The 26,703-nt window shown below is 40.6% G+C and carries 21 protein-coding genes and 1 pseudogene; 16 read left to right on the top strand and 6 right to left on the bottom strand.

Features of this window, described 5'->3' with window-relative positions; genetic code table 11:
• Positions 1 to 302, bottom strand: a 302-nt coding sequence (locus ABID56_RS02520) for a transposase (protein WP_354218976.1), incomplete at its 3' end; no start/stop codon positions are given.
• 478 nt (positions 303 to 780) lie between these two features.
• On the opposite strand from ABID56_RS02520, the gene ABID56_RS02515 reads away from it, so the two are divergent.
• The gene (locus ABID56_RS02515) at positions 781 to 2,133 is read left to right on the top strand and encodes an aspartate kinase (RefSeq protein ID WP_354218974.1); all 1,353 of its coding nucleotides are present in this window, start codon (positions 781 to 783) and stop codon (positions 2,131 to 2,133) included.
• Positions 2,134 to 2,196: 63 nt separating this feature from the next.
• Here ABID56_RS02515 and ABID56_RS02510 read toward each other — a convergent pair whose 3' ends face one another.
• On the bottom strand, positions 2,197 to 2,430 hold the full coding sequence (locus ABID56_RS02510) for a DUF2627 family protein (protein WP_354218972.1): 234 nt from the start codon (positions 2,428 to 2,430) through the stop codon (positions 2,197 to 2,199).
• A 133-nt stretch (positions 2,431 to 2,563) separates the two neighbouring features.
• Here ABID56_RS02510 and ABID56_RS02505 point away from each other — a divergent pair, with 133 nt between their 5' ends.
• The 10 genes from ABID56_RS02505 to ABID56_RS02460 all read left to right on the top strand — a co-directional run bounded on the left by ABID56_RS02505 (position 2,564) and on the right by ABID56_RS02460 (position 14,143).
• Complete coding sequence (locus ABID56_RS02505; RefSeq protein ID WP_354218970.1) at positions 2,564 to 4,618, top strand: sigma 54-interacting transcriptional regulator; 2,055 nt, start codon at positions 2,564 to 2,566, stop codon at positions 4,616 to 4,618.
• A gap of 17 nt (positions 4,619 to 4,635) precedes the next feature.
• Complete coding sequence (gene yqiS, locus ABID56_RS02500; RefSeq protein ID WP_354218969.1) at positions 4,636 to 5,553, top strand: phosphate butyryltransferase; 918 nt, start codon at positions 4,636 to 4,638, stop codon at positions 5,551 to 5,553.
• An 18-nt stretch (positions 5,554 to 5,571) separates the two neighbouring features.
• Positions 5,572 to 6,669 carry a Leu/Phe/Val dehydrogenase gene (locus tag ABID56_RS02495; RefSeq protein WP_354218967.1) on the top strand — a complete coding sequence of 366 codons (1,098 nt, stop codon included), beginning with the start codon at positions 5,572 to 5,574 and terminating at the stop codon, positions 6,667 to 6,669.
• A gap of 14 nt (positions 6,670 to 6,683) precedes the next feature.
• Positions 6,684 to 7,754 carry a butyrate kinase gene (gene buk / locus ABID56_RS02490; protein WP_354218966.1) on the top strand — a complete coding sequence of 357 codons (1,071 nt, stop codon included), beginning with the start codon at positions 6,684 to 6,686 and terminating at the stop codon, positions 7,752 to 7,754.
• A gap of 24 nt (positions 7,755 to 7,778) precedes the next feature.
• Positions 7,779 to 9,200 (top strand): dihydrolipoyl dehydrogenase, encoded by a 1,422-nt coding sequence (gene lpdA / locus ABID56_RS02485; protein ID WP_354218964.1) that lies wholly within the window; start codon positions 7,779 to 7,781, stop codon positions 9,198 to 9,200.
• Between the two features lie 17 nt (positions 9,201 to 9,217).
• A complete protein-coding gene (locus ABID56_RS02480) occupies positions 9,218 to 10,228 on the top strand; it encodes a thiamine pyrophosphate-dependent dehydrogenase E1 component subunit alpha (protein ID WP_354218963.1) in 1,011 nt (336 codons plus the stop codon).
• A gap of 2 nt (positions 10,229 to 10,230) precedes the next feature.
• Positions 10,231 to 11,214, top strand: coding sequence for an alpha-ketoacid dehydrogenase subunit beta (locus ABID56_RS02475; protein WP_354218961.1), 984 nt, complete (start codon positions 10,231 to 10,233; stop codon positions 11,212 to 11,214).
• Between the two features lie 32 nt (positions 11,215 to 11,246).
• Positions 11,247 to 12,530, top strand: coding sequence for a dihydrolipoamide acetyltransferase family protein (locus ABID56_RS02470; protein ID WP_354218960.1), 1,284 nt, complete (start codon positions 11,247 to 11,249; stop codon positions 12,528 to 12,530).
• Between the two features lie 137 nt (positions 12,531 to 12,667).
• Complete coding sequence (locus ABID56_RS02465; protein ID WP_354218959.1) at positions 12,668 to 13,099, top strand: BrxA/BrxB family bacilliredoxin; 432 nt, start codon at positions 12,668 to 12,670, stop codon at positions 13,097 to 13,099.
• A 90-nt stretch (positions 13,100 to 13,189) separates the two neighbouring features.
• Complete coding sequence (locus tag ABID56_RS02460; protein ID WP_354218958.1) at positions 13,190 to 14,143, top strand: aromatic acid exporter family protein; 954 nt, start codon at positions 13,190 to 13,192, stop codon at positions 14,141 to 14,143.
• Between the two features lie 42 nt (positions 14,144 to 14,185).
• On the opposite strand, the gene ABID56_RS02455 is transcribed toward ABID56_RS02460, so the two are convergent.
• Both ABID56_RS02455 and prli42 read right to left on the bottom strand, forming a co-directional pair.
• A complete protein-coding gene (locus tag ABID56_RS02455) occupies positions 14,186 to 17,221 on the bottom strand; it encodes an efflux RND transporter permease subunit (protein WP_354218956.1) in 3,036 nt (1,011 codons plus the stop codon).
• Positions 17,222 to 17,539: 318 nt separating this feature from the next.
• Complete coding sequence (prli42, locus tag ABID56_RS02450; protein ID WP_354218955.1) at positions 17,540 to 17,683, bottom strand: stressosome-associated protein Prli42; 144 nt, start codon at positions 17,681 to 17,683, stop codon at positions 17,540 to 17,542.
• Between the two features lie 189 nt (positions 17,684 to 17,872).
• On the opposite strand from prli42, the gene ABID56_RS02445 reads away from it, so the two are divergent.
• From ABID56_RS02445 to ABID56_RS02425, 5 genes and pseudogenes are all read left to right on the top strand, one after another.
• Positions 17,873 to 19,531: an acyl-CoA mutase large subunit family protein gene (locus tag ABID56_RS02445; RefSeq protein ID WP_354218954.1), complete on the top strand. Its 1,659-nt coding sequence runs from the start codon at positions 17,873 to 17,875 to the stop codon at positions 19,529 to 19,531.
• 17 nt (positions 19,532 to 19,548) lie between these two features.
• Positions 19,549 to 20,347 (top strand): annotated as a pseudogene (gene mce / locus ABID56_RS02440) (methylmalonyl-CoA epimerase).
• Positions 20,348 to 20,362: 15 nt separating this feature from the next.
• A complete protein-coding gene (locus ABID56_RS02435) occupies positions 20,363 to 21,910 on the top strand; it encodes an acyl-CoA carboxylase subunit beta (protein WP_354218952.1) in 1,548 nt (515 codons plus the stop codon).
• A gap of 18 nt (positions 21,911 to 21,928) precedes the next feature.
• A complete protein-coding gene (locus tag ABID56_RS02430) occupies positions 21,929 to 23,050 on the top strand; it encodes a M20/M25/M40 family metallo-hydrolase (protein ID WP_354218950.1) in 1,122 nt (373 codons plus the stop codon).
• A gap of 34 nt (positions 23,051 to 23,084) precedes the next feature.
• Positions 23,085 to 24,350 carry a DNA polymerase IV gene (locus tag ABID56_RS02425; RefSeq protein ID WP_377946541.1) on the top strand — a complete coding sequence of 422 codons (1,266 nt, stop codon included), beginning with the start codon at positions 23,085 to 23,087 and terminating at the stop codon, positions 24,348 to 24,350.
• Positions 24,351 to 24,399: 49 nt separating this feature from the next.
• On the opposite strand, the gene ABID56_RS02420 is transcribed toward ABID56_RS02425, so the two are convergent.
• Positions 24,400 to 25,773: an aldehyde dehydrogenase gene (locus ABID56_RS02420; RefSeq protein WP_354218946.1), complete on the bottom strand. Its 1,374-nt coding sequence runs from the start codon at positions 25,771 to 25,773 to the stop codon at positions 24,400 to 24,402.
• Positions 25,773 to 26,702 carry a ribonuclease Z gene (gene rnz, locus ABID56_RS02415; protein ID WP_354218944.1) on the bottom strand — a complete coding sequence of 310 codons (930 nt, stop codon included), beginning with the start codon at positions 26,700 to 26,702 and terminating at the stop codon, positions 25,773 to 25,775. The genes ABID56_RS02420 and rnz overlap by 1 nt, the downstream gene beginning before the upstream one ends.
• Between the last annotated feature and the right edge of the window lies 1 nt (position 26,703).

Below are 26,703 nucleotides of genomic sequence, written 5' to 3'. Positions count from 1 at the left end.
TCAAGCGTGTCACTTGAGCGTTTATAAGGCGCAACTGTCTGTTGCTCAAATTCACCGTTACGATCACGCGGAATACGTAACTGGAGTTCGCCGTACTCTGTTTTGAAGGTTCGATCATAGAACCCGTTGCGAGAATTACCAGAGTTGAAACCTTGCCGATCATACGGTTCATAGGCAAGATACGAAGTCAATTCGTGCTTCAATAACTGGTTAATGGCTGTTTCCAAATGACGGCGAAAAACGTCTTCTAAATCTTGTTTTTGGGCTAGTGCTTCAACTAAATCTGTAGTAAGATGGTTCATAGGAAGACCTCCTGTGGATGTTGTGTGCTAACTTTATTCTACAGAAAGGGTCTTCCTTTTTCTATACCATCACGTGGTCATATTCTATTTACACAAAATATTTTACACTCTCCTCGTCCTAATATTAAGTAGTTAATATAAGGTTGTACTATCACATTTCCATAGTACATATTTATGTAATAGGAGAGGTGAGGATACGTGTATGTGCATTATTTGTTAGGTAGGGCAAATCAAGTTGAATTTTGGGATGATGACTGTTGGTGTCAGATGATCCGCTTACGGTGAGAGCTGATGGAAAGCGGAGCGTTTTGATGAAGCGTCATTCAAGCAGAAAACCCTTACGATTTATTTTAAATTAAATCGTAAGGGTTTTACTTTACTTGATTAGGTTTTGTCCTAGCGTCCCTTTTCTTTTGTGCCGAATATGTTAAAATAATCACTGTTCGTTATAAAAAAATTCATAATAGTGGTGATAAACATGAAAGTAGCAAAATTTGGTGGAAGTTCTGTCGCAGATCATTCGATGCTTGAACAGGTTGCATCTATTATTGAAGCGGATCCAGAAAGAAAGTTCATTGTTGTCTCCGCACCCGGTAAACGACATGATGACGATGAAAAAGTCACAGACATGTTTATTCAATTAGGGGAACAATATAATAGTGGTCAAGATTATGAAGTCACTTTATTCAAAATTTCACAACGATTTCAGGCCATTACAGATAAGTTGGGCTTGTCTGATGAAATTGTTGCGAGAATTGAAAATGAATCCCGCCGTTTACTTCGTGAAACGACAAACACAACACACTTAGCAGATGGTCTTAAAGCAATGGGTGAGGATTCGCTTGCTCGTATATTAAGTGCTTATTTGAACAAGCGTGGCACACAGGCGACATATGTTAATCCGAAAGATGCAGGGATTATTGTCAACTCAGAACCAGGCGGAGCACAGATTTTAGAAAAAAGTTACGATGATATTTATCAATTAAATGAACGGGAAGGCGTAGTCGTAATACCTGGTTTCTTTGGTTATACGGAAACAGGTGTCTTAACGACATTCCCGCGTGGTGGCTCAGATATTACGGGGTCAATTATTGCCGCTGGTGTAAAAGCAGATTTGTACGAAAACTTTACGGATGTCAGCTCTGTCTATTGCGTCAACCCGACAATCGTTAATCAACCGCAAGAAATTAAGACGTTAACGTATAAAGAAATGCGTGAATTGTCGTACGCTGGATTTACCGTGTTCCATGACGAAGCATTAATTCCGGCTTTCCAGAAAAACATCCCCGTTTGTATTAAAAGTACGCACGAGCCTGAAGTTGAAGGCACGATGATTGTCGCTCAAAAAGAAGACTTAAGCCAGCAAGTTGTAGGGATAGCTAGTGATGAAGGCTTCTCTTCAATTTACGTTCGTAAATATTTAATGAACCGCGAAGTTGGGTTTGGTCATCGTTTGTTAGGCATTTTAGCCGATATGGATATTTCGTTTGAGCATGCACCTTCAGGGATTGATGATATGTCCGTCATCATTCGTCGCGATCACATTAAAGGGGACAAAGAAGAACGATTGAAGAACCGGATTAAAAATGAATTAGATGCTGATACGGTTGATGTTATTCATGGTTTGGCCATGGTCATGCTCGTCGGTGAAGGGATGAGTGAGAGACTTCATGTCGCATCGAAAGCGACAAAAGCATTTGCTGATGCGGATGTTTATATTGATATGATTAACCAAGGGTCATCTGAAGTATCGATGATGTTTGGTATCGCAGAAGATAAAGTTGACGAAGCTGTTCGTTCGTTGTATCAAGAGTTTTTTGAAAAAGTATAATAAATACTTCTAAAAAATCCCGAATGCCAAGAGGCGTTCGGGATTTTACTATACAATCACCTATTACGATGAATGTTTGTTAGGAATTTTGTCTCGTTTGCGATCACGGTGAACAATAAATCCACCGATAAAACCGATGCCTCCGATAAATAGGGCGAGTCCTCCAATAAATTGCAAAAACACATTATTGAAAAATATTGCAGCAACTTGTCCGAAAAAAGCATCACGCATTAATTTCATACCGTAAGCGGCAATGACACCAGGAATGATCATGATGATTAAAGCTAATAGTCGCATAACCGTCTCTCCTTTAATACCTCATATAGTATACCAAAAAATATTCATGAAAAAAATGAAAAATACTTGCATATTTAAAGCGCTTTCAATATGATAGAAGTGTGCAAAAAATTGCAAACAAAGGTGTTATGCTATGCAAAAAGTGTTAATTGTTGGTGCTGGCCAAGGTGGAACAGCGCTCATCCATTTATTTGAACAATCTGATATGATACGCGTGCAAGCTGTTGCAGATATCGATCAACAAGCACCTGGATTTCAATTAGCGCAACAAAAAGGCATAAACACGTATGAATCTTATTTGGGCGCATTAAATGAACCGCTCGATATCATCGTTGAGACAACAGGGAAAGAAGATGTATTTGACGACTTAAAGCAGCATAAATCAAAACAATCTGTGCTTATTCCTGGTACGGTTGCACACATGATTTATAACTTACTAAATGAACGCGAATCGTTGTTAAACGAATTAAAAAAAGAAACAGATTCGCGCAAATTATTGCTCGATTCGATTCATGATGGCATGATTGTCATTGATTTAAATCATCACGTGACCTATGTGAATGAAGCAGCAGAAATCATTCTTGACTTTAATAAACCAGATATGGTCGGTCAACCCATTGAAGACATTATAGCTGATTCGCATTTACCAAACGTCATGCGGACGAAAGAAAAGGAGCTTAATCAATCACTCCATTTACATAATGGTAAGCGTATTATTACAACGCGTATTCCACTTATGACGAACACCGGTGAATTGTTAGGTGCATTTGCTGTTTTTAAAGATATTACAGAAGTCGTTGAACTAGCGGAAGAAATAACAGATCTAAAAAATATTCAAACGATGCTTGAGGCCATTATTCAGTCAAGTGAAGAAGCGATTTCCGTTGTGGATGAAAATGGACGCGGTATTCTTATAAACCCTGCTTATACAAATATAACAGGGTTGAATGAAAATGATGTCATTGGTAAACCAGCAACTACTGATATATCTGAAGGCGAAAGTATGCATATGCAAGTGTTGCGTACAAGACGCCCTGTGCGTGGAGCCCGAATGAAAGTAGGTCCGAGTAAACGCGATGTATTAGTGAATGCTGCTCCTATTTTAGTTGACGGTGTGCTAAAAGGCAGTGTCGGTGTTATTCATGATTTATCGGAAATTGAATCATTATCGTCGGAATTAAAAAAGGCAAGGCAAATTATTCGAAACTTAGAAGCTAAGTATACGTTCGATGATATTATTGCTCATTCAACGGAGATGTCCCTTGCATTAGATCAAGCGAAAATCGGTGCCAAAACACCAGTCACTGTATTGCTTCGTGGGGAGTCAGGGACTGGAAAAGAATTGATTGCTCACGCGATTCATAATGAAAGTGAACGCAAACACTATAAATTCATTCGAGTCAACTGCGCTGCGATGGACGAAGATGCTTTGGAAAAATCATTGTTCGGTGATGCCTATGGGCCACCTGAGCAACAAAAAGGGTTAATTGAAGAAGCACATAATGGCTCGCTCTTTCTTGATGAAATAGGCGATTTGTCCGTCCATCTTCAAGCAAGAATTCTTCATTTATTAGAACACCAAGAAGTAACAAGAGTCGGAAGTCAAGAGCCACGAAATGTAAATGTGCGTATAATCGCTGCGACCAATGTTAATTTAGAACGTGCGATGATGGAACAGGAGTTTCGTGAAGATTTATTTTACCGATTGAATCGTTTACCCATCATGATTGCACCATTACGAGAACGCAAGGTAGATATAGAACCACTCGTCGACCATTTGATCACACGTTTGAATGCAGATTACGGCAGACATGTTCAGTCCATCCAACCTGAGGCTTTGAAGCGGTTAAGGGATTATGATTTTCCAGGTAACGTTCGCGAGTTAGAAAATATTATCGGTCGAGCAATGATCAGTATGGATCAAAACAAAACCGAGATTGCCGATCATCACTTACCGTCCTTGCGTAAACAAACATGGGATGAATTGGATTTGTTTAACGAGCCAGAACAAAGCGATACGATGCCTTTACAAGATGCTTTAGATGAATTCGAAAAGCAACTAATATTAGAAACATTAGAGAAAAATAATTATATTAAATCGAAAACAGCCAAACAACTCAATATTTCAATACGCAATCTGTATTACAAAATGGAAAAGCATAATTTAGGCAAACATGTTCAAGGCTGAAAACGAAATAACATAACATGAAGGTGAGAAAAATCATGAACTTAGATCAACTTGTAGATGATTTATGTCATATGCAAGAAAAGAAAACGGTCGCCGTTGCAGAAGCGACCAATGTCGAAACATTAAAAGCAGTAAAAGAAGGCGTTGAAAAACATTTAGCCACTTTTAAACTGTTTGGAAGCATGGAAAAGATTCAAGAAGCAGCAGAAGCGATCGACCTCAACTTACAACATGAGCACATAACACTGCACCATGCAACATCCGTTGAAAATGCTGTTGAGAAAGCGGTGATGTCTGTCTCAGAAGAACGATCCGATGTGTTAATGAAAGGTGATGTCGCGACGAAAATCGTCTTGAAAGCCGTGTTAAATAAAAACTCAGGTTTAAGAAATGGTCGTGTGTTATCACATGTGGCGTTGTTTGAAATGCCACAACAAAATCGGATGTTATTTTTAACCGATGCGGGTATGAACATTGCGCCAGATTTAGAAGAAAAAGCGCAAATTACACAAAACGCAGTCGATGTAGCGAATCGAATCGGGTATGATAATCCGAAAGTTGCCCCTATAGCAGCAGTGGAAATTGTCAATCCGACGATGCAAGCGTCAGTCGATGCCGCCGTTTTATCTCAAATGCAAAAACGCGGGCAAATTACAGGCTGCACAGTCGATGGACCATTAGGTTTTGATAATGCGATTTCGCCTATGGCAAAAGAAGAGAAAAAAATCGAGTCCGACGTAGCAGGACAAGCAGATATTCTCGTTTGTCCCTATATCGAAGTTGGTAATACGCTGTATAAATCATTCACGTATTTCGCCAATGCCAAAGTTGCCGGTATTATCAGTGGCGCGAAAGCACCTATCGTGTTGACGTCACGTGCAGATACAGCAGAAAGTAAAATTTATTCATTAGCGTTCGCGTTAACTTCATCTTAATTACAAGGAGGATTTATCATGGAATTATTTACTTACATGGAAGAATACGATTACGAACAGGTGGTTTTTTGCCAAGACAAAAATTCAGGACTAAAAGCGATCATCGCGCTGCATGACACAACATTGGGCCCTGCTTTAGGTGGTACGAGAATGTGGACGTATAACACGGAGGAAGAAGCCGTTGTTGATGCGCTTCGTTTAGCGAAAGGGATGACGTATAAAAACGCAGCTGCTGGTTTAAATCTAGGTGGCGGTAAAACCGTTATTATGGGAGATCCGAAAACTGATAAGAACCCGGAAATGTTCCGTGCGTTCGGTCGCTATATCCAAGGGTTGAATGGTCGTTATATTACGGCTGAAGACGTTGGTACGACGGAGCATGACATGGATTATATTTATACGGAAACGGATTATGTGACAGGTATTTCTCCTGAATTTGGTTCTTCAGGTAACCCATCACCTGCAACAGCATACGGTATGTACCGTGGCATGAAAGCGGCTGCTCATGAAGCGTTCGGCACGGATTCATTAGAAGGTAAAACAATTGCAGTACAAGGTGTTGGTAACGTTGCTTATCATATGTGTAAGCACCTACACGAAGAAGGGGCAAAATTAATTGTCACGGATATTAATAAAGAGTCAGTAAAACGTGCGGTGAATGATTTCGGTGCCCAAGCGGTTGACCCTGACGATATTTACTCTGTTGACTGTGATATTTATGCGCCGTGTGCATTAGGGGCTACGATTAATGATGATACGATTCCACAACTTAAGGCAAAAGCTATCGCAGGCTCAGCGAACAACCAATTAGCTGAAGAACGCCATGGCGATAAGTTAAACGAATTAGGCATCGTTTATGCACCGGATTATGTGATCAATTCAGGTGGTGTTATTAATGTTGCTGATGAACTTAATGGTTATAATCAAAACCGTGCTTATAAACAGATTGAAACGATTTATGATAGCTTAACGAAAATTTTCGATATTTCAAAACGCGATAATATCTCTACTCACAAAGCAGCTGATCGTATGGCAGAAGAGCGAATTGCAACGGTTCGTCAAACACGCAGTACATTTTTACAAAATGAACACAGCATTATCTCACGTCGCAAGTAATGGGAGGTTTTTTTATGAACAATCGCATTCTTGTCATCAACCCAGGTTCAACATCAACTAAGATTGCTGTGTTTGAACAAGACTATCAATTATTTGAACAAACGATTCGTCATCAATCGGATGATTTAGACGGTTTTGACTCGATTATCGATCAATATATATTTCGTAAAAACGTTATATTAGATGTCTTAGATTATGAAGGGTTTAATTTATCTAAACTCGACGCGGTGTGCGGGCGAGGTGGTCTGCTAAAGCCGATTAAGGGTGGTACGTATCGAGTCAATCAACATATGATCGATGATTTAAAGCGGGCTGAAAACGGTGAACATGCATCTAACTTAGGTGCGATGCTGGCTTATGAAATTGCGAATAATGTTAATATCCCAGCGTTTATTGTCGATCCAGTCGTCGTGGATGAACTTGACGACTTAGCCCGTTATTCAGGTCATCCTGAGATGCCACGTAAAAGTATTTTTCACGCCTTGAACCAAAAAGCTGTCGCTCGTAAAGCGGCTAAAAGATTAAACCAATCGTATGAAGAGTCAAATCTTATTTTATGTCATATGGGTGGTGGGATTACAGTTGGAGCGCACCAAGGTGGAAAGGTGATTGATGTTAATAACGGCTTGAATGGAGAAGGACCATTTTCACCTGAGCGGTCTGGGACACTCCCAGCCGGGCAGCTCGTTGATTTATGTTTTTCATCTCAATATTCACAGCAAGAGATGCATAAGTTACTCGTAGGACAAGGTGGCTTAGTTGCTTATTTAAATACGAATGATGCTCAAGATATCGAGCAACGTGTATCAAATGGCGACAAAGAAGCACGTGACGTTTATGAAGCAATGGCATATCAAATCGCTAAAGAAATCGGGCGTATAAGTCCTGTTTTAAAAGGAAATATCGACGCGATTGTGCTAACAGGTGGTTTAGCTTATAGCGATATGTTAGTCGACTGGATTCGAGAACGCGTTAGTTGGATTGCGGATGTCGTTATTCACCCAGGGGAAAACGAGTTAGAAGCATTAGCAGAAGGCGCAACACGCGTTTTAAATGGAGAAGAAACGGCAAAAGAGTATCAATAAGCCAATTTGAAAGGGGATTCAACAATGGCTAAAGAATATGATCTCGCCATTTTAGGTGGCGGAACAGGTGGTTATGTCGCAGCGATTCGAGCAAGTCAGCTCGGTTTAAGTGTCGCGATGGTTGAGAAAAGCGATTTAGGCGGTACTTGTTTACATAGAGGATGTATACCGTCGAAAGCGTTACTACGAAGTGCGGAAGTGTATCAACAAACTCAAAACGCTGCCAGTTATGGTGTCGACACTGAGAATACGTCTTTAAATTTCGTCAAAGTACAAGAGCGTAAACAAGAGATCGTTAACCAACTACACCAAGGTGTACAAGGGTTAATGAAAAAAGGAAAAATTGATGTTATTGAGGGGCATGGTCGGATTTTAGGTCCGAGTATCTTCTCACCAACAGCTGGAACGATTTCGGTGGAGATGAACAACGGCGAAGAGAACGACATGATCGTTCCGAAAAACGTCATCGTCGCAACAGGCTCGAAACCGAAAACGTTACCGGGATTAGAAGTCGATGGTGATTTGGTTATGACGTCAGATGAAGCGTTACAAATGGAATCCTTACCAGAATCAATTGTCATCGTCGGTGGCGGTGTGATCGGAATAGAGTGGGCATCGATGTTAGCTGACTTCGGGGTTCAAGTGACAGTCGTTGAATTTATGGATCAGATTTTGCCAACGGAAGATCATGATGTGGTGAAAGAAGCGGAAAAAGCCCTGAAACAAAAAGGGATTCATATTGTAACGAGTGCTAAAGTCATGCCAGACACGTTAACGACAGATAACGGTGTTTCGATTAAAGCCGATGTGAATGGAGAGGAACAATCATTTGATGCCGATCGTTTACTCGTCTCAGTTGGACGCGCACCTAATGTGGATAACATTGGGTTAGAAAATACAGATATCATCGTTGAAAATGGTTCTATTAAAGTCAATCAGTACGGTCAAACAAAAGAATCACATATTTATGCGATTGGTGATGTAATTGGTGGTATGCAACTCGCACATGTTGCATCACATGAAGGCATTCTTGCCGTTGAACATATGGCGAATGAAAATCCAGAACCGATCAATTACAACCATATTGCATCATGTATTTATTCTCATCCAGAAATGGCGAGTGTTGGTCTTACTGAACAAGCAGCAAAGGAACAAGGATATGAAATCAAAGTTGGCAAGTTCCCATTCCAAGCCGTTGGTAAGTCATTAGTTCACGGCGAAAAAGAAGGATTTACGAAAATCATCACGAATGCTAGTAATGATGATCTATTAGGTGTGCATATGATTGGACCTCACGTGACAGATATGATTTCTGAAGCGGGTCTAGCGATGGTGCTTGATGCAACAGCGTGGGAAATTGGCGAAACGATTCATCCACACCCGACACTTTCTGAAGTGATCGGTGAAGCAGCGTTAGCAGTTGATGGTAAACAAATTCATGGTTAATATAAGGAGGTTTTTCTATGAGTCAAGTCGAGAATCGTCATAGCGAATTAGGCTTATCAGACGAACAAGTACTTGAGATGTATCGCACGATGTTATTAGCGCGAAAGATTGACGAACGCATGTGGTTATTGAACCGCGCAGGTAAAATTCCATTTGTGATTTCGTGCCAAGGTCAAGAAGCAGCCCAAATTGGTGCGAGCTATGCCCTCAATTTGGACAAAGATTATGTCGCGCCTTACTATCGCGATTTAGGTGTTGTGTTAGCATTTGGTATGACGACACGCGAATTGTTTTTAGCAGCATTTGCGAAAGCCGAAGATCCGAACTCTGGTGGTAGACAAATGCCAGGTCACTTTGGTCAAAAGAAAAATCGCATTTTAACAGGATCTTCACCTGTGACAACGCAATTACCACACGCTGTTGGGATTGCATTAGCAGCGAAGATGGATGGCGAGAATATCGCGTCGTTTGTCACACTTGGTGAAGGGTCATCAAACCAAGGCGATTTTCATGAAGGGTTAAACTTTGCTGGTGTTCAAAAATTACCTGTTATTACGATGGTTGAAAATAATAAATACGCGATCTCTGTTCCGCTCGAACGCCAAATTGCTAGTGCTTCTGTTGCAGATCGTGGTGTTGCTTATGGCATGCCAGGCTATCAAGTAAACGGCAATGACCCACTTGAAGTTTATGGTGTTGTGAAAGAAGCACATGAACGTGCTATGAATGGTGAAGGTCCAACATTAATAGAAGCAATGACTGAGCGTTTGACGGCTCATTCTAGTGATGATAACGATAAAGCGTATCGATCTGCTGAAGAAATTGAAGAGATGAAGAAGAAAGATAGTTTAATTTCTTTTGCTCAATATTTACGTGACGTTGGCGTGTTAACAGAGGAAAAAGAACAAGCGTTAAATAAAGAAATTGATGATGAAATTAATCAGGCAACAGATGAAGCGGAAAATGCGCCATATGCTGAGCCTGAAGATGCCTTGAAATATGTATATGCAGAAGAAGGAGGGGAATAATCATGGCGGTCATGTCTTATATACAAGCCGTAACAAGTGCTCTAAAAGATGAAATGGAGCGCGATGATTCCGTATTTGTCCTTGGTGAAGACGTTGGTCAAAAAGGAGGCGTCTTTAAAGCGACAGAAGGGCTATACGATCAATTCGGTGAATCGCGTGTTATGGATACACCGTTAACTGAATCAGCTATTGCTGGTGTTGGAATTGGTGCTGCGATGTATGGGAAGCGTCCGGTTGCTGAAATGCAATTCGCCGATTTCATCATGCCTGCAGTGAACCAAATTATTTCTGAAGCGTCTCGAATTCGCTACCGTTCCAATAATGATTGGCATTGTCCAATGGTTATTCGTGCTCCTTACGGCGGTGGTGTACACGGTGCGTTATACCATTCACAATCGGTTGAAGCTGTATTTGCGAATCAACCAGGCTTAAAGATCGTGATGCCGTCAACGCCTTATGATGTCAAAGGGTTATTAAAAGCCGCTATTCGCGATGACGATCCGGTGTTATTTTTTGAACACAAGCGAGCTTACCGTTTAATTAAAGGCGAAGTGCCAGACGACGATTACGTTCTTCCAATCGGAAAGGCTGATGTGAAGCGTGATGGTGATGATATTACCGTTATCACATATGGCTTAGGTGTACATTTTGCGTTAGAAGCAGCTGAAAAACTAGAAGAAGAAGGTATTTCAGCCCACATTTTAGATTTGCGTACGGTTTACCCGCTTGATCAAGAAGCGATTATTGAAGCGGCGAAGAAAACAGGCAAAGTTCTATTAGTAACAGAGGACAACAAAGAAGGCAGTATTATGAGTGAAGTATCGGCCATCATTTCTGAAAACTGTCTGTTTGATTTAGATTCACCTGTTCAGAGACTTGCTGGGCCAGACGTTCCATCCATGCCGTATGCGCCGACAATGGAAAAATACTTTATGATTAATCCAGATAAGTTAGAAAAAGCAATGCGTGAATTGGCGGAATTTTAATTTCGATACGTTAGAAAAGGAGGTAATCAAACATGGCAGTTGAAAAGGTAGAAATGCCTCAACTAGGTGAAAGTGTAACTGAAGGTACGATCAGTTCGTGGCTCGTCGGTGTCGGCGATCAAGTGAATAAATACGACCCGATTGCTGAAGTGATGACAGACAAAGTTAATGCAGAAGTCCCGTCGTCATTTACAGGCAAAATTACGGAACTTGTTGCGAGTGAAGGTGACACGATTGAAGTTGGTGGTTTAATTGCTTATATAGACGTTGAGGGAAGTGATGGAGGTTCTGAAGCCAGTTCAGGTAGTGGTGAACAAGCCAATGAATCAGCGGAAGAACCATCACAAGCATCTCAAGACCAATCGATGAAAAAGCGTTATTCGCCAGCTGTACTCAAGCTAGCACAAGAAAATGATATTGATTTAAATCAAGTGGAGGGTTCAGGTAAAGGTGGCCGCATCACACGTAAAGACGTGGAAGCGGTGATTGCATCTGGTCAGGTACCACAGGCGAGCACTGCAACATCTGAGCCACAAGTTGCTAGTCAACAACAGCCATCCCAACCGGCTCAAAGCACTCAACCTAGTTCACCATCACCTGCGCCGAGTGCAGCACAAGGTGATGTCGAAGTTCCGGTGTCAGGTGTTCGTAAAGCTATTGCACAAAACATGGTTAAATCGACTACCGAGATCCCTCATGCATGGATGACAGTCGAAGTTGACGTGACCAATCTCGTTAAGCTACGCGACCAAAAGAAAGATGAATTTAAGCAAAAAGAAGGCTATTCATTAACTTATTTTGCTTTCTTCGTGAAAGCAGTCGCGCAAGCACTGAAAGAATTCCCTGAGCTTAACAGTATGTGGGCAGAGGATAAAATTATCCAAAAGAAAGATATTAACTTGTCGATTGCAGTGGCTAGTGATAATCAATTGTTCGTTCCAGTTATCAAACACGCTGATGATAAAAGTGTTAAAGGGATTGCGAAAGACATCGTCGAATTAGCCGGAAAAGCACGTGACGGTAAATTAACGAATGACGATATGTCAGGTGGCACGTTCACCGTTAATAACACAGGCTCATTTGGTTCTGTCCAGTCTATGGGTGTCATTAACCATCCTCAAGCAGCCATTTTACAAGTTGAATCGATCGTTAAACGACCTGTTTACATGGATGGCATGTTTGCAGCGCGAGATATGGTTAATTTATGTCTGTCACTTGACCACCGCGTCTTGGACGGTCTGATTTGTGGTCAATTCTTACAACGTGTGAAGTCTATTCTTGAAAGTATGAATGATGACAACACATCTATATACTAAAAAAACTAGGGCACGCCTCTTAATCGAGGTGTGTCTATTTTATATAAAAATCGTCATCTAAAGTTGCAAAATTTGAAACAGTTTATAATTGTTGATATGATGATATTGAAATTAATAGATAAAAGGGGCCATGCGATATGGATTTCAACTTGTATATGCAAGATTTCGTTGACCAAGCGAGATCTGAAATTACGGAATCTGGTTATGAAGAACTGAAAACACCAGAAGACGTTGATAAAGCTTTCTCACGTGACGGAACAACATTAGTTGCTGTGAACTCGATTTGCGGTTGCGCCGGCGGTGTTGCTCGCCCAGCTGCTGCTAATGCGATTCATTATGATTATCGACCAGACCATTTAGTGACGGTTTTTGCTGGACAAGATCGCGATGCAACAGAACATGCTCGTGGTTACTTCGAAGGCTATCCGCCATCTTCACCATCATTTGCTTTAATGAAAGATGGTAAGCTAGTCACGATGATTGAGCGTCATGAAATTGAAAGTTCAACACCGATGGAAGTCGTACAACAATTACAATCGGTTTTTGATCAACATTGTGAAGAGTATTAATCAGGAAAAAGGTGGTGCATGCCACCTTTTCTTTTGTGTTTAAAGAGGTCACACTATGGTATAGTGAAACAAAAAGAAAGAGGCGTTTGCATGTTTAAAATCGGCTCTAGGACGATCAAAACGGCGATTGGTGCACCTATTTCAATTGTCATAGCTCATGCACTGAGTTTAGATAATGCAATCAGTGCTGCAATCTTAACGATTTTATGTATTCAAGTTACTCGGCAGCGTTCTATCCAAAGCGCCTGGTACCGTTTTTATGCCTGTTTAGTAGCCATTGCTGTATCAGGTTTGCTATTTGAACTGCTCGGTTATCATCCGCTCGTTTTTGGATTTGTTTTAATTGTATTTATTCCGATTACGGTTCGTTTAGGAATTACAGAAGGTGTTGTCACAAGTTCTGTTATTATGCTGCATATTTATGGAGCAGCACACTTAACAATTGGTTTAGTCATTAATGAAATTGTGTTACTTACAGTTGGTTTAGGCGTAGCGTTACTACTGAATATGTATATGCCAAGCTTAGATTCTGAGCTTGTTAAAATTCGGAATAAGATAGAAGATAATTTCGCCATTATCTTGCAAGAGATTGCGGATTATTTAAAAACGGGCGATTATCATTGGTCAGGCCAAGAAATAACAGAAACTGCTCAATTGTTAGAAGAAGCTAATCAACTGGCATCTCGTGATGTTGAAAATCATTTATTGCGTCGACATCATCCGTTTTATCACTATTTTCATATGCGCGAAAAGCAGTTTGACATTTTAGAACAGATGCTTCCGCTAATTAGTCGTATGAATGCATCAGAGAATGAGTATCGTTATATCGGGCAATTGTTTGAAGATTTAGCTACACATGTTCACCCCGGGAATACAGCGGTTAAATATTTAGAAGAATTGAAAGAGATACGTCGCCAATTTAATAACGAACCTCTCCCGCATGACCGGGAAACGTTCGAGGATCGTGCGAATTTATATTTGTTGTTAAACGAGATTGAACAATACTTAATTTTAAAACGTTCGTTTAAAAAGAGTGATATATAAAAAAGGATTGCCGCTTCACAAAAACGGCAATCCTTTTTTTGTTTATGCCAACGACTTGTGTCTTCGTTTGTTAAAGATGATATACAAAACAGGAACGAGAATTAACGTTAATATCGTTGAGAACATAATACCTGCAATAATGGTGATTGCTAGTGGTTTAAATAAGACATCACCACTGACGGCAACAGGTGTTAAGGCAACGATAGACGTAATCGTTGTTAGTATAATCGGTTTAAATCGCGCTTCTGCAGCTTGAACAATCGCATCAGATAACGACTCTTGTTCGGCGACTGCTTGCTCAATGAAGTCCACGAGTACAAGAGAATTACGAACGACGATACCCGTTAAGGAAACCATACCGGTAACAGCTAGGAAACTAATCGGTGTTTGCGTTACGAATAATCCTAATATAGCACCAGCAATCGCTAAGTAAACCGAGATTAGAATTAAAAACGGCATAGATAACGAGTTGAACTGGAACGCAATTAATAAATAAACAAGTAATATAACGACAGCAAATATCACAATAATCTCAGCAAAGAAGCTGTCTTGGTTATCTGTTTCTGACCCTGTTGAAAGCGTGATGTTGTCATGTGCTTCGTTGAACTCATTCACATCAGTCTGAATGGCTTCTTCAATCGGCCCAGTATCGTCTGCATATGCTCGAATGGTAATGGCACGATCACCATTGTCATGATGGATCGTTGGAATAACGTCTTGAGATTCAGTATCCATCAATTCTGATGCTGACACAACTGGTGGACCATTATCCGCATTAACAGGTAAGACAATGTCATCTAAATTCAATTCTTCGCCGGACTCGAGACGATCAACATATAATTGAACGTCTGTTTGATCTAATCCATTCGAAATCGTTGTAAATGGAATGCCCGTTGTACGCAAGGCTAGCTGTTCGCTTATATTTTGTATTGATAGTTGATAATCATTTAATACGTCACGATTTGGTTGATAAACGGTATTTTCAGTTAGAGAACCAACATTATCAACAACAAGGTTGGCCCCTTCTTCTCGTAATTTATCTTTATACTCATCGCGAATATTGATCATCTCATCTAAATCATTACCTTCTACTGTCAAAGTGAGTGGCGCACCAGTTGGAGGTCCTTGTTGAATCGTTTCGATGAAAACCGTAGCGTCTTGATAGTTGTCTCGTAAAGTTGTTTCCCACTCATCTTTAAACGTTTCAGCACTCGTCTTTGTATTGTCAATACGCACATAGAGACGGCCTGTATTAGCTCCAGAGTTTCCTTGTCCTTGGGAAAATAATTGCGGTGCACTATCGCCTGTAAACAGACTAATGTCTTTAATCGGCTCATCACTGCTATTTAAATCCGAAGCCATGTTTTGTAATGTATCATACGTATCTTCTTTCGTAAGCCCATTTTCTAATGAGACATCGATTGTGACTTCTTCCCGGTCTGCTGCAGGGAAAAATTCAAATGGTGTCCATACGACTAAGGCGAATATTCCTGTCGTGATTAATAAGCCAATCGCTGCTGTTCGTTTTGGAATGCGAATGAAGCGTTTGACTAGTTTGTGCGCGTAAGCGTGAGCTCCTCTGTTTAACCATGATCCGATTAACCCTGGATTCGATTTGATTGGTTTTTGTTTGCGTTTATATTGAGCGTACCTTAACGCAGGCACCAACGTGAGTGCAATAATCGTCGATGCAATGAGTGTTGATATTAAGACACTAGGTAAAGCGCGTATAAAAGCACCATTAGCGCCGGATAAAAAGATTAACGGCGAAAATGTAAATACGATCGCTAGCGTTGATGTAATAATGGAATTACGGACTTCCTTTGTCCCTCGAAGCGTTCCTTCAAGAGGTGTGTCCCCTAATCGGAAGCGTCGTTCAATATTATCGTTTAAGACAATGGAGTCATCAACTAAAATACCGAGTGCAATGATAGCCCCTATCACCGAGATTTGGTTTAGGGTGACATCAAGGAATGGTAACGGTATTAGACCAAAAATAAGGGAGCCAGGTATGGCAACGGCAACAACGAGTGAACCAATTAACGTTAGACCTAATGTCGTCGTTAAAATAACGGCGATGACGGCAATTGCTAATGATAAAAACAGGTCATTAAAGACACCTGAAATAAAGCTCGATTGATCGAAATAATGTTCAAAATTAATCTCATTCGGAAGGTTGGACGCTAATTGCTGCACTTCTTCATCGACACGCTGACTAATAGAAGGAATATCGACGTCACTTTCAAGGTAGATCGTTAAATTTAGTGCATCTTCACCTTCATACATAATGAAATTTGGTTGTTCGACAGGTTGTAAGTCGATCGAAGCTAACTCGCTAAGTTCGATCGAGCCATTTTGTGCAGGAACGGTCGTTTCACCGATGTTATCGATTGAATCATAATGTTGAATCGTTAATGTTTCAAAACCATTTTCGGTTTCTTGCTCACCAACCGGTGTTGGTTTCCACTCTTGTTCTAAAGCAGTTAATACGTTAGGAAATTGGACGCCGTTTTCTCGCATCGCTTCGGAATCTAAATTGATGACGACTTGTTCTTCTTCTAAGCCATTAAATTCGACGGATGCAACACCATTAATGGATTGTAGCGCTTCTTTCCATTCCGTCTCTTCTCCTTGTAACTGGTAAAGTGTTTCACGATCAGAAGCTGTGAAAAAGTAAGATTGACTAGGTGTTTCAATTTCCCCAGCGGTAACGTTGGTCTCAAGGGCATCGTCAGGTAAACTTAATTGACTAATACTTTGATTAAGTTCTGAAACGAGATCGGATTCATCTGTAGCATCTTCTAACGATAAGATAATGGTTGAAAAACCACGCGTTGATGTCGATTGATAGGAATCGATTCCTTCGTATTGACCGACCTCATTTTCAATGACAGAAGTCACTTGGCGTTCGACTTCTTCTGGTGAAGCTCCTGGATATGCTGTTGAAACTGAAACTTGGTTTAAAGGTGTTACAGGGAAGTCGCGTTGAGGTAAATTATTAAATGTATAAATACCAACAATTAATAGCAAAGCAAAAAATAAAAAGATCATTTTATAACGTTTTAACCAAAATGCCATGTTTTCACTCCTTGATGTTAAAATATTTTAATATAATTCTCTCATTCCCGATAATCGCTGTTTGTAACCTCTTAAACAGCGATTTTAATAAAAAATTCATATTGACAATGTTGGACGTTACCATTCTTAAAAAAGGGAATAATCAGGTGACATAATTCATATCACGTTTAGCGAAGTCATGTTATACGATTAGAACATAAATATGATTGATGTTTTCGATATTTGCAGCCCAACATTTTACGAACAAAATACTTAACATTAACAATAGATCAAATAAAAACGCCATAGCGCTATGTCTATGACGTTTCAAACTTTGATTTATACGAACATGCTAACGCCCATCATGAGAGAGCTTAAAAGCATCGCGATAATCATAAGGTAGATGACGATCGTCGTCCATTTTTGTTTTTTACGTCGATTTGACGCATAAGGAGCGCGAGGTTGGTTTTGCTTTTTGGACACACTTATTCCTCCTTTAATAACTCTATTAAGCACATTGTAAAAGAAAAAAGGAGATTGGACAAGTCTAAACTTTCCTTTACAATAAGAGTAGATAACGAATTTTCTTACATTTTCTTTGATGTTTTTGTTGAGGCATCGCTATACAATGGTTAAAACATGTTAAAATAGCTTTAAAAAGGGGTGGAGATTATGGATGAACAATATCGTAAGCAGTATGAAAAATGGCAACAACAAGTCAATAAAACGAATGAACGTTTTCCAGAACGAAAAGAACGTTTTACCAACCATTCAGACCTTGAGATTGATCGGTTATATTTACCAGATGAAGCTAATCAAACAGACGAATATACAGAGCATATTGGATTTCCTGGACAATTTCCATATACAAGAGGGATTCAACCATCGATGTATCGGAACCGCTTTTGGACGATGCGTCAGTATGCAGGGTTTGGTTCAGCAGAAGAAACAAATGAACGATTTCGTTATTTGCTAGATCAAGGGCAAACAGGTCTGTCCGTTGCGTTTGACTTGCCAACTCAAATCGGTTATGACTCTGATGACATGATGTCTGAAGGTGAAGTTGGTAAAGTAGGCGTGGCGATTGATTCATTAAAGGATATGGAAACGCTTTTAGATGGTATTCCGTTAGATAAAGTGAGCACCTCGATGACCATCAATGCACCTGCTTCTGTCTTGTTGTGCATGTATATCGCTGTTGCGGAAAAACAAGGGGTACCGAAAGAACAAATTACCGGCACGATTCAAAATGATATATTAAAAGAGTATATCGCGCGCGGGACTTATATATTTCCTCCAAAACCGTCGATGCGGTTAATTACAAATATTTTCGAATACTGTGCGAATGAAGTGCCTAAATTCAATACGATAAGCATCTCAGGTTATCATATTCGTGAAGCTGGCTCGACTGCTGTCCAAGAAGTTGCGTTCACTTTAGCGAATGGAATGGCTTATGTTGATGCAGCGATTGAAAGCGGTTTAGAAGTAGACCAATTTGCCCCGCGTCTCGCTTTTTTCTTCAATGCCCATAACAATTTCTTTGAAGAAGCTGCGAAATTCCGCGCAGCAAGACGGATTTGGGCGAAATTAATGAAAGATAAATATCAAGCACAGAATGAAAAGAGTTGGCGTCTTCGTTTTCACACACAAACAGGCGGGTCGACGTTGACTGCGCAACAACCTGATAACAATATTGTCCGGGTAGCGTTACAAGCTTTGTCAGCTGTCCTAGGTGGTACACAAAGCTTGCACACGAATTCACGAGATGAAGCGTTGGCGTTACCAACAGAAGAATCAGCTCGTATTGCTTTAAGAACCCAACAAATCATTGCACACGAAAGTGGTGTAGCAGATACGGTTGACCCACTTGCTGGATCTTATTATGTTGAACAACTAACGGACGAAATAGAACGTGAAGTGAATGATTATTTAGACCGAATTGCAGAATACGGCGGAGCGGTTCAAGCTGTTGAAGAAGGCTATATGCAACGTGAAATTCATCAAACAGCTTATGAAACACAAAAGAAAATTGAATCAGAAGAGGATATTATTGTTGGTTTGAACGCATTTCAAGTCGAAGAAGACGTCCATGAAGATTTACTTCGTGTCGATGATGAATTAGAAAAAAGGCAAGTTCAGCAAGTACAATCTTTACGCGAAGAACGCGACCAAAAGCAAGTTGATTATCATTTACAAGCACTAAAAGAAGCAGCTCAAAACGAACAGACGAATGTCATGCCATATATTTTAGACTGTGTGAAAGCATATGCAACAGTCGGGGAAATTTGTCATACATTACGTGCTGAATTCGGTGAATACACAGGTGTATAATGAGGGGGAATGACGTTATGGATCGAAATATTCGAGTGTTAATTGCAAAACCTGGTTTGGATGGACATGATCGTGGCGCTTTAGTTATTGCTCAAGCGCTACGTGATGAAGGAATGGAAGTGATTTATACAGGGTTACGCCAATCACCTGAACAAATTGCTCAAGCAGCAATCCAAGAAGATGTTGATGTTGTCGGTTTATCATCATTATCTGGTGGTCATAAGACACTGTTTCCGCGAGTTGTCGATGCATTAAAAGAAAAGAACGCTGCCGATATTCCGGTCATTGGTGGTGGTGTTATTCCTGACGATGATATCGCTTATTTAGAAGAGAGTGGCATACAAAAAGTGTTTACACCAGGAACACCAACATCTGAAACAGTTGCGTTTATCGAATCTTGTGTGCGAGGTGACGATGGTGAATAAGATTGCCCATATCGGAATTGCTGTGACATCGTTAGATGATATGATCCCGTTTTACCGAGATCAATTAGGGTTGACGTTTCAAGGTAAAGAGGAAGTACCGAGCGAACATGTGCGAGTTGCTTTCTTTAAAATTGGTGAAAGTGCCATTGAATTGCTAGAACCGTTAAATGATGATTCGCCGATCGCTAAGTTTATTGATAAAAAAGGGGAAGGTATTCATCATGTGGCTTTAGATGTCGATGATATCAATGCACGTCTTGACCATCTAAAATCAGAAGGAGTACCGTTAATACATGATGAGCCTAAAACAGGCGCACACGATAGTCAAGTCGCATTTTTACATCCAAAGGCAGCCAACGGTGTATTATTTGAATTATGCCAACAAAAATAGGAGGTGCACATCATAATGGATATGTTTGATAAGATAAATGAACTCTATGATAAACGTCGTAAAGTCGAGCTAGGTGGCGGCGACGAAAAAATTCAAAAGCAACGTGACAAAGGTAAAATGACAGCACGCGAGCGAATTGATTATCTAGTAGACGAAGGGTCATTCGTAGAGCTCAATCCGTTTATGGAACACCGAGTTACTGATTTTGGAATGGACGGTAAAGAAGTTCCGGGTGAAGGGGTTGTCACAGGATTTGGTACGGTGAATGGACGTCCAATTTATTTATTCGCTCAGGATTTTACAGTTTATGGTGGTGCTTTAGGCGAAATGCACGGTAAAAAAATCGCTGCCGTGATGGACTTAGCCGCTAAAAACGGCACACCATTTATTGGATTAAATGATTCAGGTGGCGCACGTATTCAAGAAGGTGTGGCATCATTAGATGGTTACGGACACGTTTTTTATCGTAACTCTATCTATTCAGGCGTGATCCCACAAATCTCAGTCATTATGGGACCATCTGCTGGCGGAGCAGTGTATTCTCCTGCGATCACCGATTTTGTCATCATGGTTGAGAAAACGTCACAAATGTTTATTACGGGGCCGAAAGTGATTGAAACAGTGACAGGCGAGAAAATCACATCAGAAGAATTAGGTGGCGCTGATGTACATAACCGTCAAAGCGGAAACGCCCATTTAAAAGCAGCGAATGAAGAAGAAGCGTTAGATCAAGTGAAAACGTTAATCGATTACTTGCCACAAAACAGCCAAGAGAAAACGCCAGTTCAATCAGTCGAATCAAAAGATGATTTACGTCCAGATTTAGCGGATCTCGTGCCTTTTGATGCGATTCGACCTTATGACGTCCGTCATGTGATTGAAGAAGTCGTCGATACAGAATCGTTTTTTGAAATACATCCTAACTTTGCTAAAAATATTGTCGTCGGATTTGCGACGATTGATGGTGAGACGGTAGGATTAGTTTGTAACCAACCGAAATTTTTAGCGGGTGGACTCGATATTGATTCGAGTGATAAAGCGTCGCGTTTTATTCGTACTTGTGATGCTTATAATATTCCTATTATTACGTTTGAAGATGTGACAGGGTTCTTCCCAGGTGTGAAACAAGAACATGGTGGGATTATCCGTCACGGAGCGAAAATTTTATACGCTTATTCAGAAGCAACCGTTCCTAAAATGACGGTCATCACGCGTAAAGCATATGGTGGTGCTTATGTGGCGCTTAATAGTAAATCGATCGGTGCGGACCTTGTGTTCGCGTGGCCGAATGCGGAAATTGCTGTTATGGGGCCAGAAGGTGCGGCGAATATTATTTTTGCTAAAGACATTCAGGAATCAGAAGATCCTGAAGCAACAAGACAAGAGAAGATCGATGATTACCGCGAAAAATTCGCGAATCCATATGTGGCAGCTGGCTTAGGCATGGTTGATGATGTCATTGATCCACGCGAAACACGACTTAAACTGAAACAAGGGCTTAAAATGCTACAAACGAAACACGAAGACAGACCAACGAAAAAACATGGTAATATTCCATTGTAATAACGGAGGACGAACACGATGCAAATTAACGAACAACGACTGATTGATGAATTTTTCGAACTAGTTCAAATCGACTCTGAAACGAAATATGAAAGTGAGATTGCAGGTGCCTTGAAAACGAAATTCAGTGAGTTAGGTTTAACGGTTGAAGAAGACAATGCTAAAGAGGAAACAGGGCACGGCGCGAATAACTTAATCTGTACGTTAAAAGGGAATAAGGACGGTGTTGAGCCGATATATTTCACATCGCATATGGATACAGTTGCGCCAGGACAAGGTGTCAAACCGTCGATCGATGGCGATTATATCGTGTCAGACGGCACAACAGTATTAGGAGCTGATGATAAAGCGGGATTAGCCGGGATTATCGAAATGATTCGCTCTTTAAAAGAACAATCACTTGAACATGGTGATATTCAGCTAGTGATTACGGTTGGTGAAGAATCTGGACTCGTTGGGGCTAGAGCTCTTGATGCTTCGTTGCTTAAAGCTTCTTACGGGTATGCGGTTGATTCGAACGGATTAGTCGGAAATATGATTGTCGCAGCGCCAACTCAAGCCAAACTCGATATTACGTCACGCGGTAAAAAAGCGCATGCTGGTGTTGCGCCAGAAGAAGGGGTGTCAGCGATCACGTTAGCGGCCAAAGCAGTGTCTAAAATGCCTTTAGGTCGTATTGACGAAGAAACAACGGCTAATATTGGGCGCATTGAAGGTGGTCAAGCGACGAATGTTGTCTGTGATGAAGCGCATATTTTAGCTGAGGCTCGCTCATTAGAACCGAGTAAACTAGATGAACAAATTGAGAATATGCGAGAAGCTTGTCGTCTAGCTGAAGAGGAAATTGGAGGTTCAATTGAGATCGATGTCTATCATACGTATCCAGGCTACAAACATGAAGATGGCGAAGACGTTGTCGAAGTAGCCAAACGTGCTGCTAAACAAATTGGTCGAGATAGTGACTTGTTATCAAGTGGTGGAGGCAGTGATGCCAATATTATTGCAGGATATGGCATTCCAACTGTTAACCTGTGTGTCGGGTATGAAAATATCCATACGACAGATGAACGGATGCCTGTCAGTGAATTGGTGAAAATCGCTGAATTATTAACAGCTATTTCAGTCGAGGCAGCGAAGTAAATCGTGTTATAATAGAAGGACAAGGCGTGCCCTTGTGCTTCTATTTTTTTGTGAAGAAGGTGATGACTTGGCTAAAGGACGTGTCATTTTCCATGTTGATATGAACAGCTTTTATGCGTCGGTAGAAATGGCTTATCGACCTGATCTCAAAGGAAAACCTGTTGCGATTGCTGGTGATCCTGAAAAACGGAAAGGGATCGTCGTCACAAGCAACTATGAAGCCAGGTCATATGGTGTCAAAACGACGATGCCTTTATGGCAAGCTTATGATCATTGTCCGCAATTAATCGCATTAAAACCGAATTTCCCCCGTTATCGTGAAGCATCGAAGCAAATATTCTCTGTGCTTGAGTCGATAACCCCTTATGTTCAACCGATTTCAATTGATGAAGGTTATGTAGATGTGACAGACTATAAAGGTGATTTGACGCCTCTCGAACTAGCTAAATGGATTCAAGAAACCCTTTTGTCTGAACTCGATTTACCATGCAGTATTGGTGTTGCTCCGAATAAGTTTTTGGCAAAAATGGCTTCCGATATGCAAAAGCCATTAGGGATAACGGTGTTGCGCAAACGTGAAATTGAACAAAAGTTGTGGCCATTACCTATCGAAGAGATGTATGGGGTAGGTCGTAAAACAGCAGATAAATTAAAACAAATAGATATTAAGACGATCGGGGACTTAGCGACTAAAAATGTGTTAACGATAAAAAATTTGCTCGGTGTAAACGGTGAGCGCCTTCATATGCGAGCAAATGGCCATGATAACCGAGAAGTCGATCCTGAGGCGATTCATGACTTTAAAAGCATCGGTAATTCGCAAACCCTTCCGTTTGACACGACTGACATGAACGATATTCAACCAATGATTAAGCAACTAAGTCGTCGTGTGGCAGAACGGATGCATGCTAAACAAGTAGTTGCAGAAAACGTGCAGCTGATGATTCGTTACAGTGACCATAAAACGATTACTCGCAGCCGGCAACTACGAGATTTTGTTGAACATGAAACACAGCTTGAACAAGTTGCTTTAGATTTATTTCATGCGCATTGGAACGAAGACCCGATTCGATTACTTGGGGTGACAGCTCAGCATTTAACACATAAGGAAGAAGCGGGTAAGCAACTCGATTTGTTTTCGTATGAGGAAGAAGCCAAAAAAGAACCGCTCTATCAAGCTATAGAACAAATAGAAGATAAATACGGAAAAGAAACATTTGTAAAGCTAAACTCACAACCAGAACCACCTGTTCGCACTAGCTTCCAAAAAGATTTTTTAAGTCAAAGACGACAACAATAAGCCACCCATGTGTTATAAAAGAGATGACATAGGTGGCCTTATTGTTGTCTTATTTTTTTAACAGCTTGGTTAACACTTTTTCAGCTATTTTGGAATTAGGATAACGGAAGGAAAAGTCAAACTTCGTCGTCTGTTTAACGACACTTTTACGATGAGTAAATGTTTCAAAACTATAGACGCCGTGATAACTACCGATGCCACTTGTACCAATACCGCCAAACGGTAAGTTTAGGTTAGCAAGGTGCATAATTGTATCGTTCATACACGCGCCACCGAACGATAGATTTTTGATCACCCAGTCTTGCTTTTGCGTGTTTTCGGAGAAATAGTAAAGCGCTAGCGGGTTACGCGCCTGCTCAACGTGATCGACTATTTCTTCTAAATAATCGAATGTCATGATGGGTAAAATAGGTCCGAAAATCTCGTCTTGCATGATGGATGAATTCCAATCAATATCTTCAATTAATGTCGGATTAATTTTCTCTGACAACTCATCAGACTGGCCACCATAAATAATATGACCTTCTGATAAATAATTTGTGAGTCGGTCAAAATGGCGATGATTAATAATTTTGGTGTAGTCATCATTTTCAATCGGGTTTGCTGAATACATCGATTCGATTTCGGACTGTAGAGCTTGAACAAACGAATCGCGAACATTTCGGTGAACGAGCGCATAATCTGGTGCGACACATGTTTGCCCAGCGTTTAATAATTTACCCCACGCGATCCGTTTAGCAGCAAGATCGATTTTTGCATCTTCATCCACTATGACAGGACTTTTTCCACCGAGCTCTAACGTAATCGGAATTAATCGTTTACTTGCTTTTTCCATGACGATCTTGCCAACTTGAGTACTTCCTGTGAAGAAAATATAGTCAAATGGTTGATCGAGTAACGCATCGCTAACATCTTTCTCGCCTTGGACAACCGTAATGTATTGTTCTTCAAAGGTTTCTTTTATCATGGTTTCGATAAGTTGACTCGTATGAGTGGTGAATTCAGATGGTTTGATAATAGCTGTATTACCACCAGCAATAGCACCGATTAAAGGAGCGAGCGTTAATTGTAAAGGGTAATTCCACGGACTAATAATAAGCGTAACACCATAAGGTTGTTTATAAATAACACTTTTAGCCCCTTTATGACTAACTGGGGATTTCACCTTTTCTGGGTTCATCCAATGTTGTAAATGTTTTAGTGTTTCATCTATCTCTCCGTAGAGAAACCCAAGTTCAGACATTAATACTTCATAGCTCGATTTGTTTAAATCTTTTTTGAGCGCCTCATAAATATCACTCTCATGCCGCTCTAGCATTTGTTTTAATTTTTGTAATTGATGAGCACGAAAGGTGTGGGTCATCGTTTTACCGGCTTTAAATAATGATTTTTGGTTTTGTATTAAAGAATCAAATGAATTCATCATTCCACCACCTTTTCTACTGGGATACTATCAAAATCAGATACATAACGAACAGACGGGTGAATCGACGTTAATTTGGATAATTCATGTTTCAAATCTTGTGGTACATAACGACTTGATATGTGGTTGAGCCATAATTGTTTGACGTTAGCATCACGCGCAATTTGGGCAGCTTGAACGCTCGTAGAATGATTGTATTGATTCGCAAGTGATTCGTCTGCATCAATAAAAGTTGCTTCATGAATCAGCACGTCAGCATCTTTAACAAAATCGGATACGTTATCGAATGGTAGTGTATCGCCGATAATAGCTAATTTGCGACCAAAAATGGTTGGGCCGGTTACTTGGTCTCGTTCAATAACAGTGCCATCTTGTAATGTGATGCGCTCTTCTCGTTTGATTCGTTCATATAAAGGGCCAGGCTGAATGCCGAAAGCTTTCAATTTTTCAGGTAATAAATGTCCAGTCTTGTCGGCTTCTTGAATCGTAAATCCGTACGATGGGACACCGTGAATGACTTGCATCGTATCCACTTTGATGGTGTCATCTTGAAAAATAGTCCCATCTTGTAAATCATAGTATTGGATGGGATATTTTAAATGTGTTTGCGAAAGGGATAATGCTGTTTCCACGAAGGTTTGAATGCCGTTAGGGCCGTAAATTTCGAGTGGCGTCGTCCCATCCTGAAATGACCGACTGCTCAATAAGCCAGGCAACCCGAAAATATGGTCACCGTGTAAGTGCGTAATGAATATTTTCGTAATTTTTCGTGGTTTAATGGTTGTTTTCAAAATTTGGTGTTGCGTTGCTTCACCGCAGTCGAATAACCATATTTCATCACGTTCTTGATGCATTTGTAGTGCAAGTGATGACACGTTTCTTGATTTAGATGGAACACCAGAGCCCGTTCCTAGAAATGTTAACTCCATT

The sequence above is a fragment of the Alkalibacillus flavidus genome, assembly GCF_040545925.1.
Classification (GTDB): domain Bacteria; phylum Bacillota; class Bacilli; order Bacillales; family Alkalibacillaceae; genus Alkalibacillus; species Alkalibacillus flavidus.
This window is presented reverse-complemented; position numbering and strand designations above follow the sequence as displayed.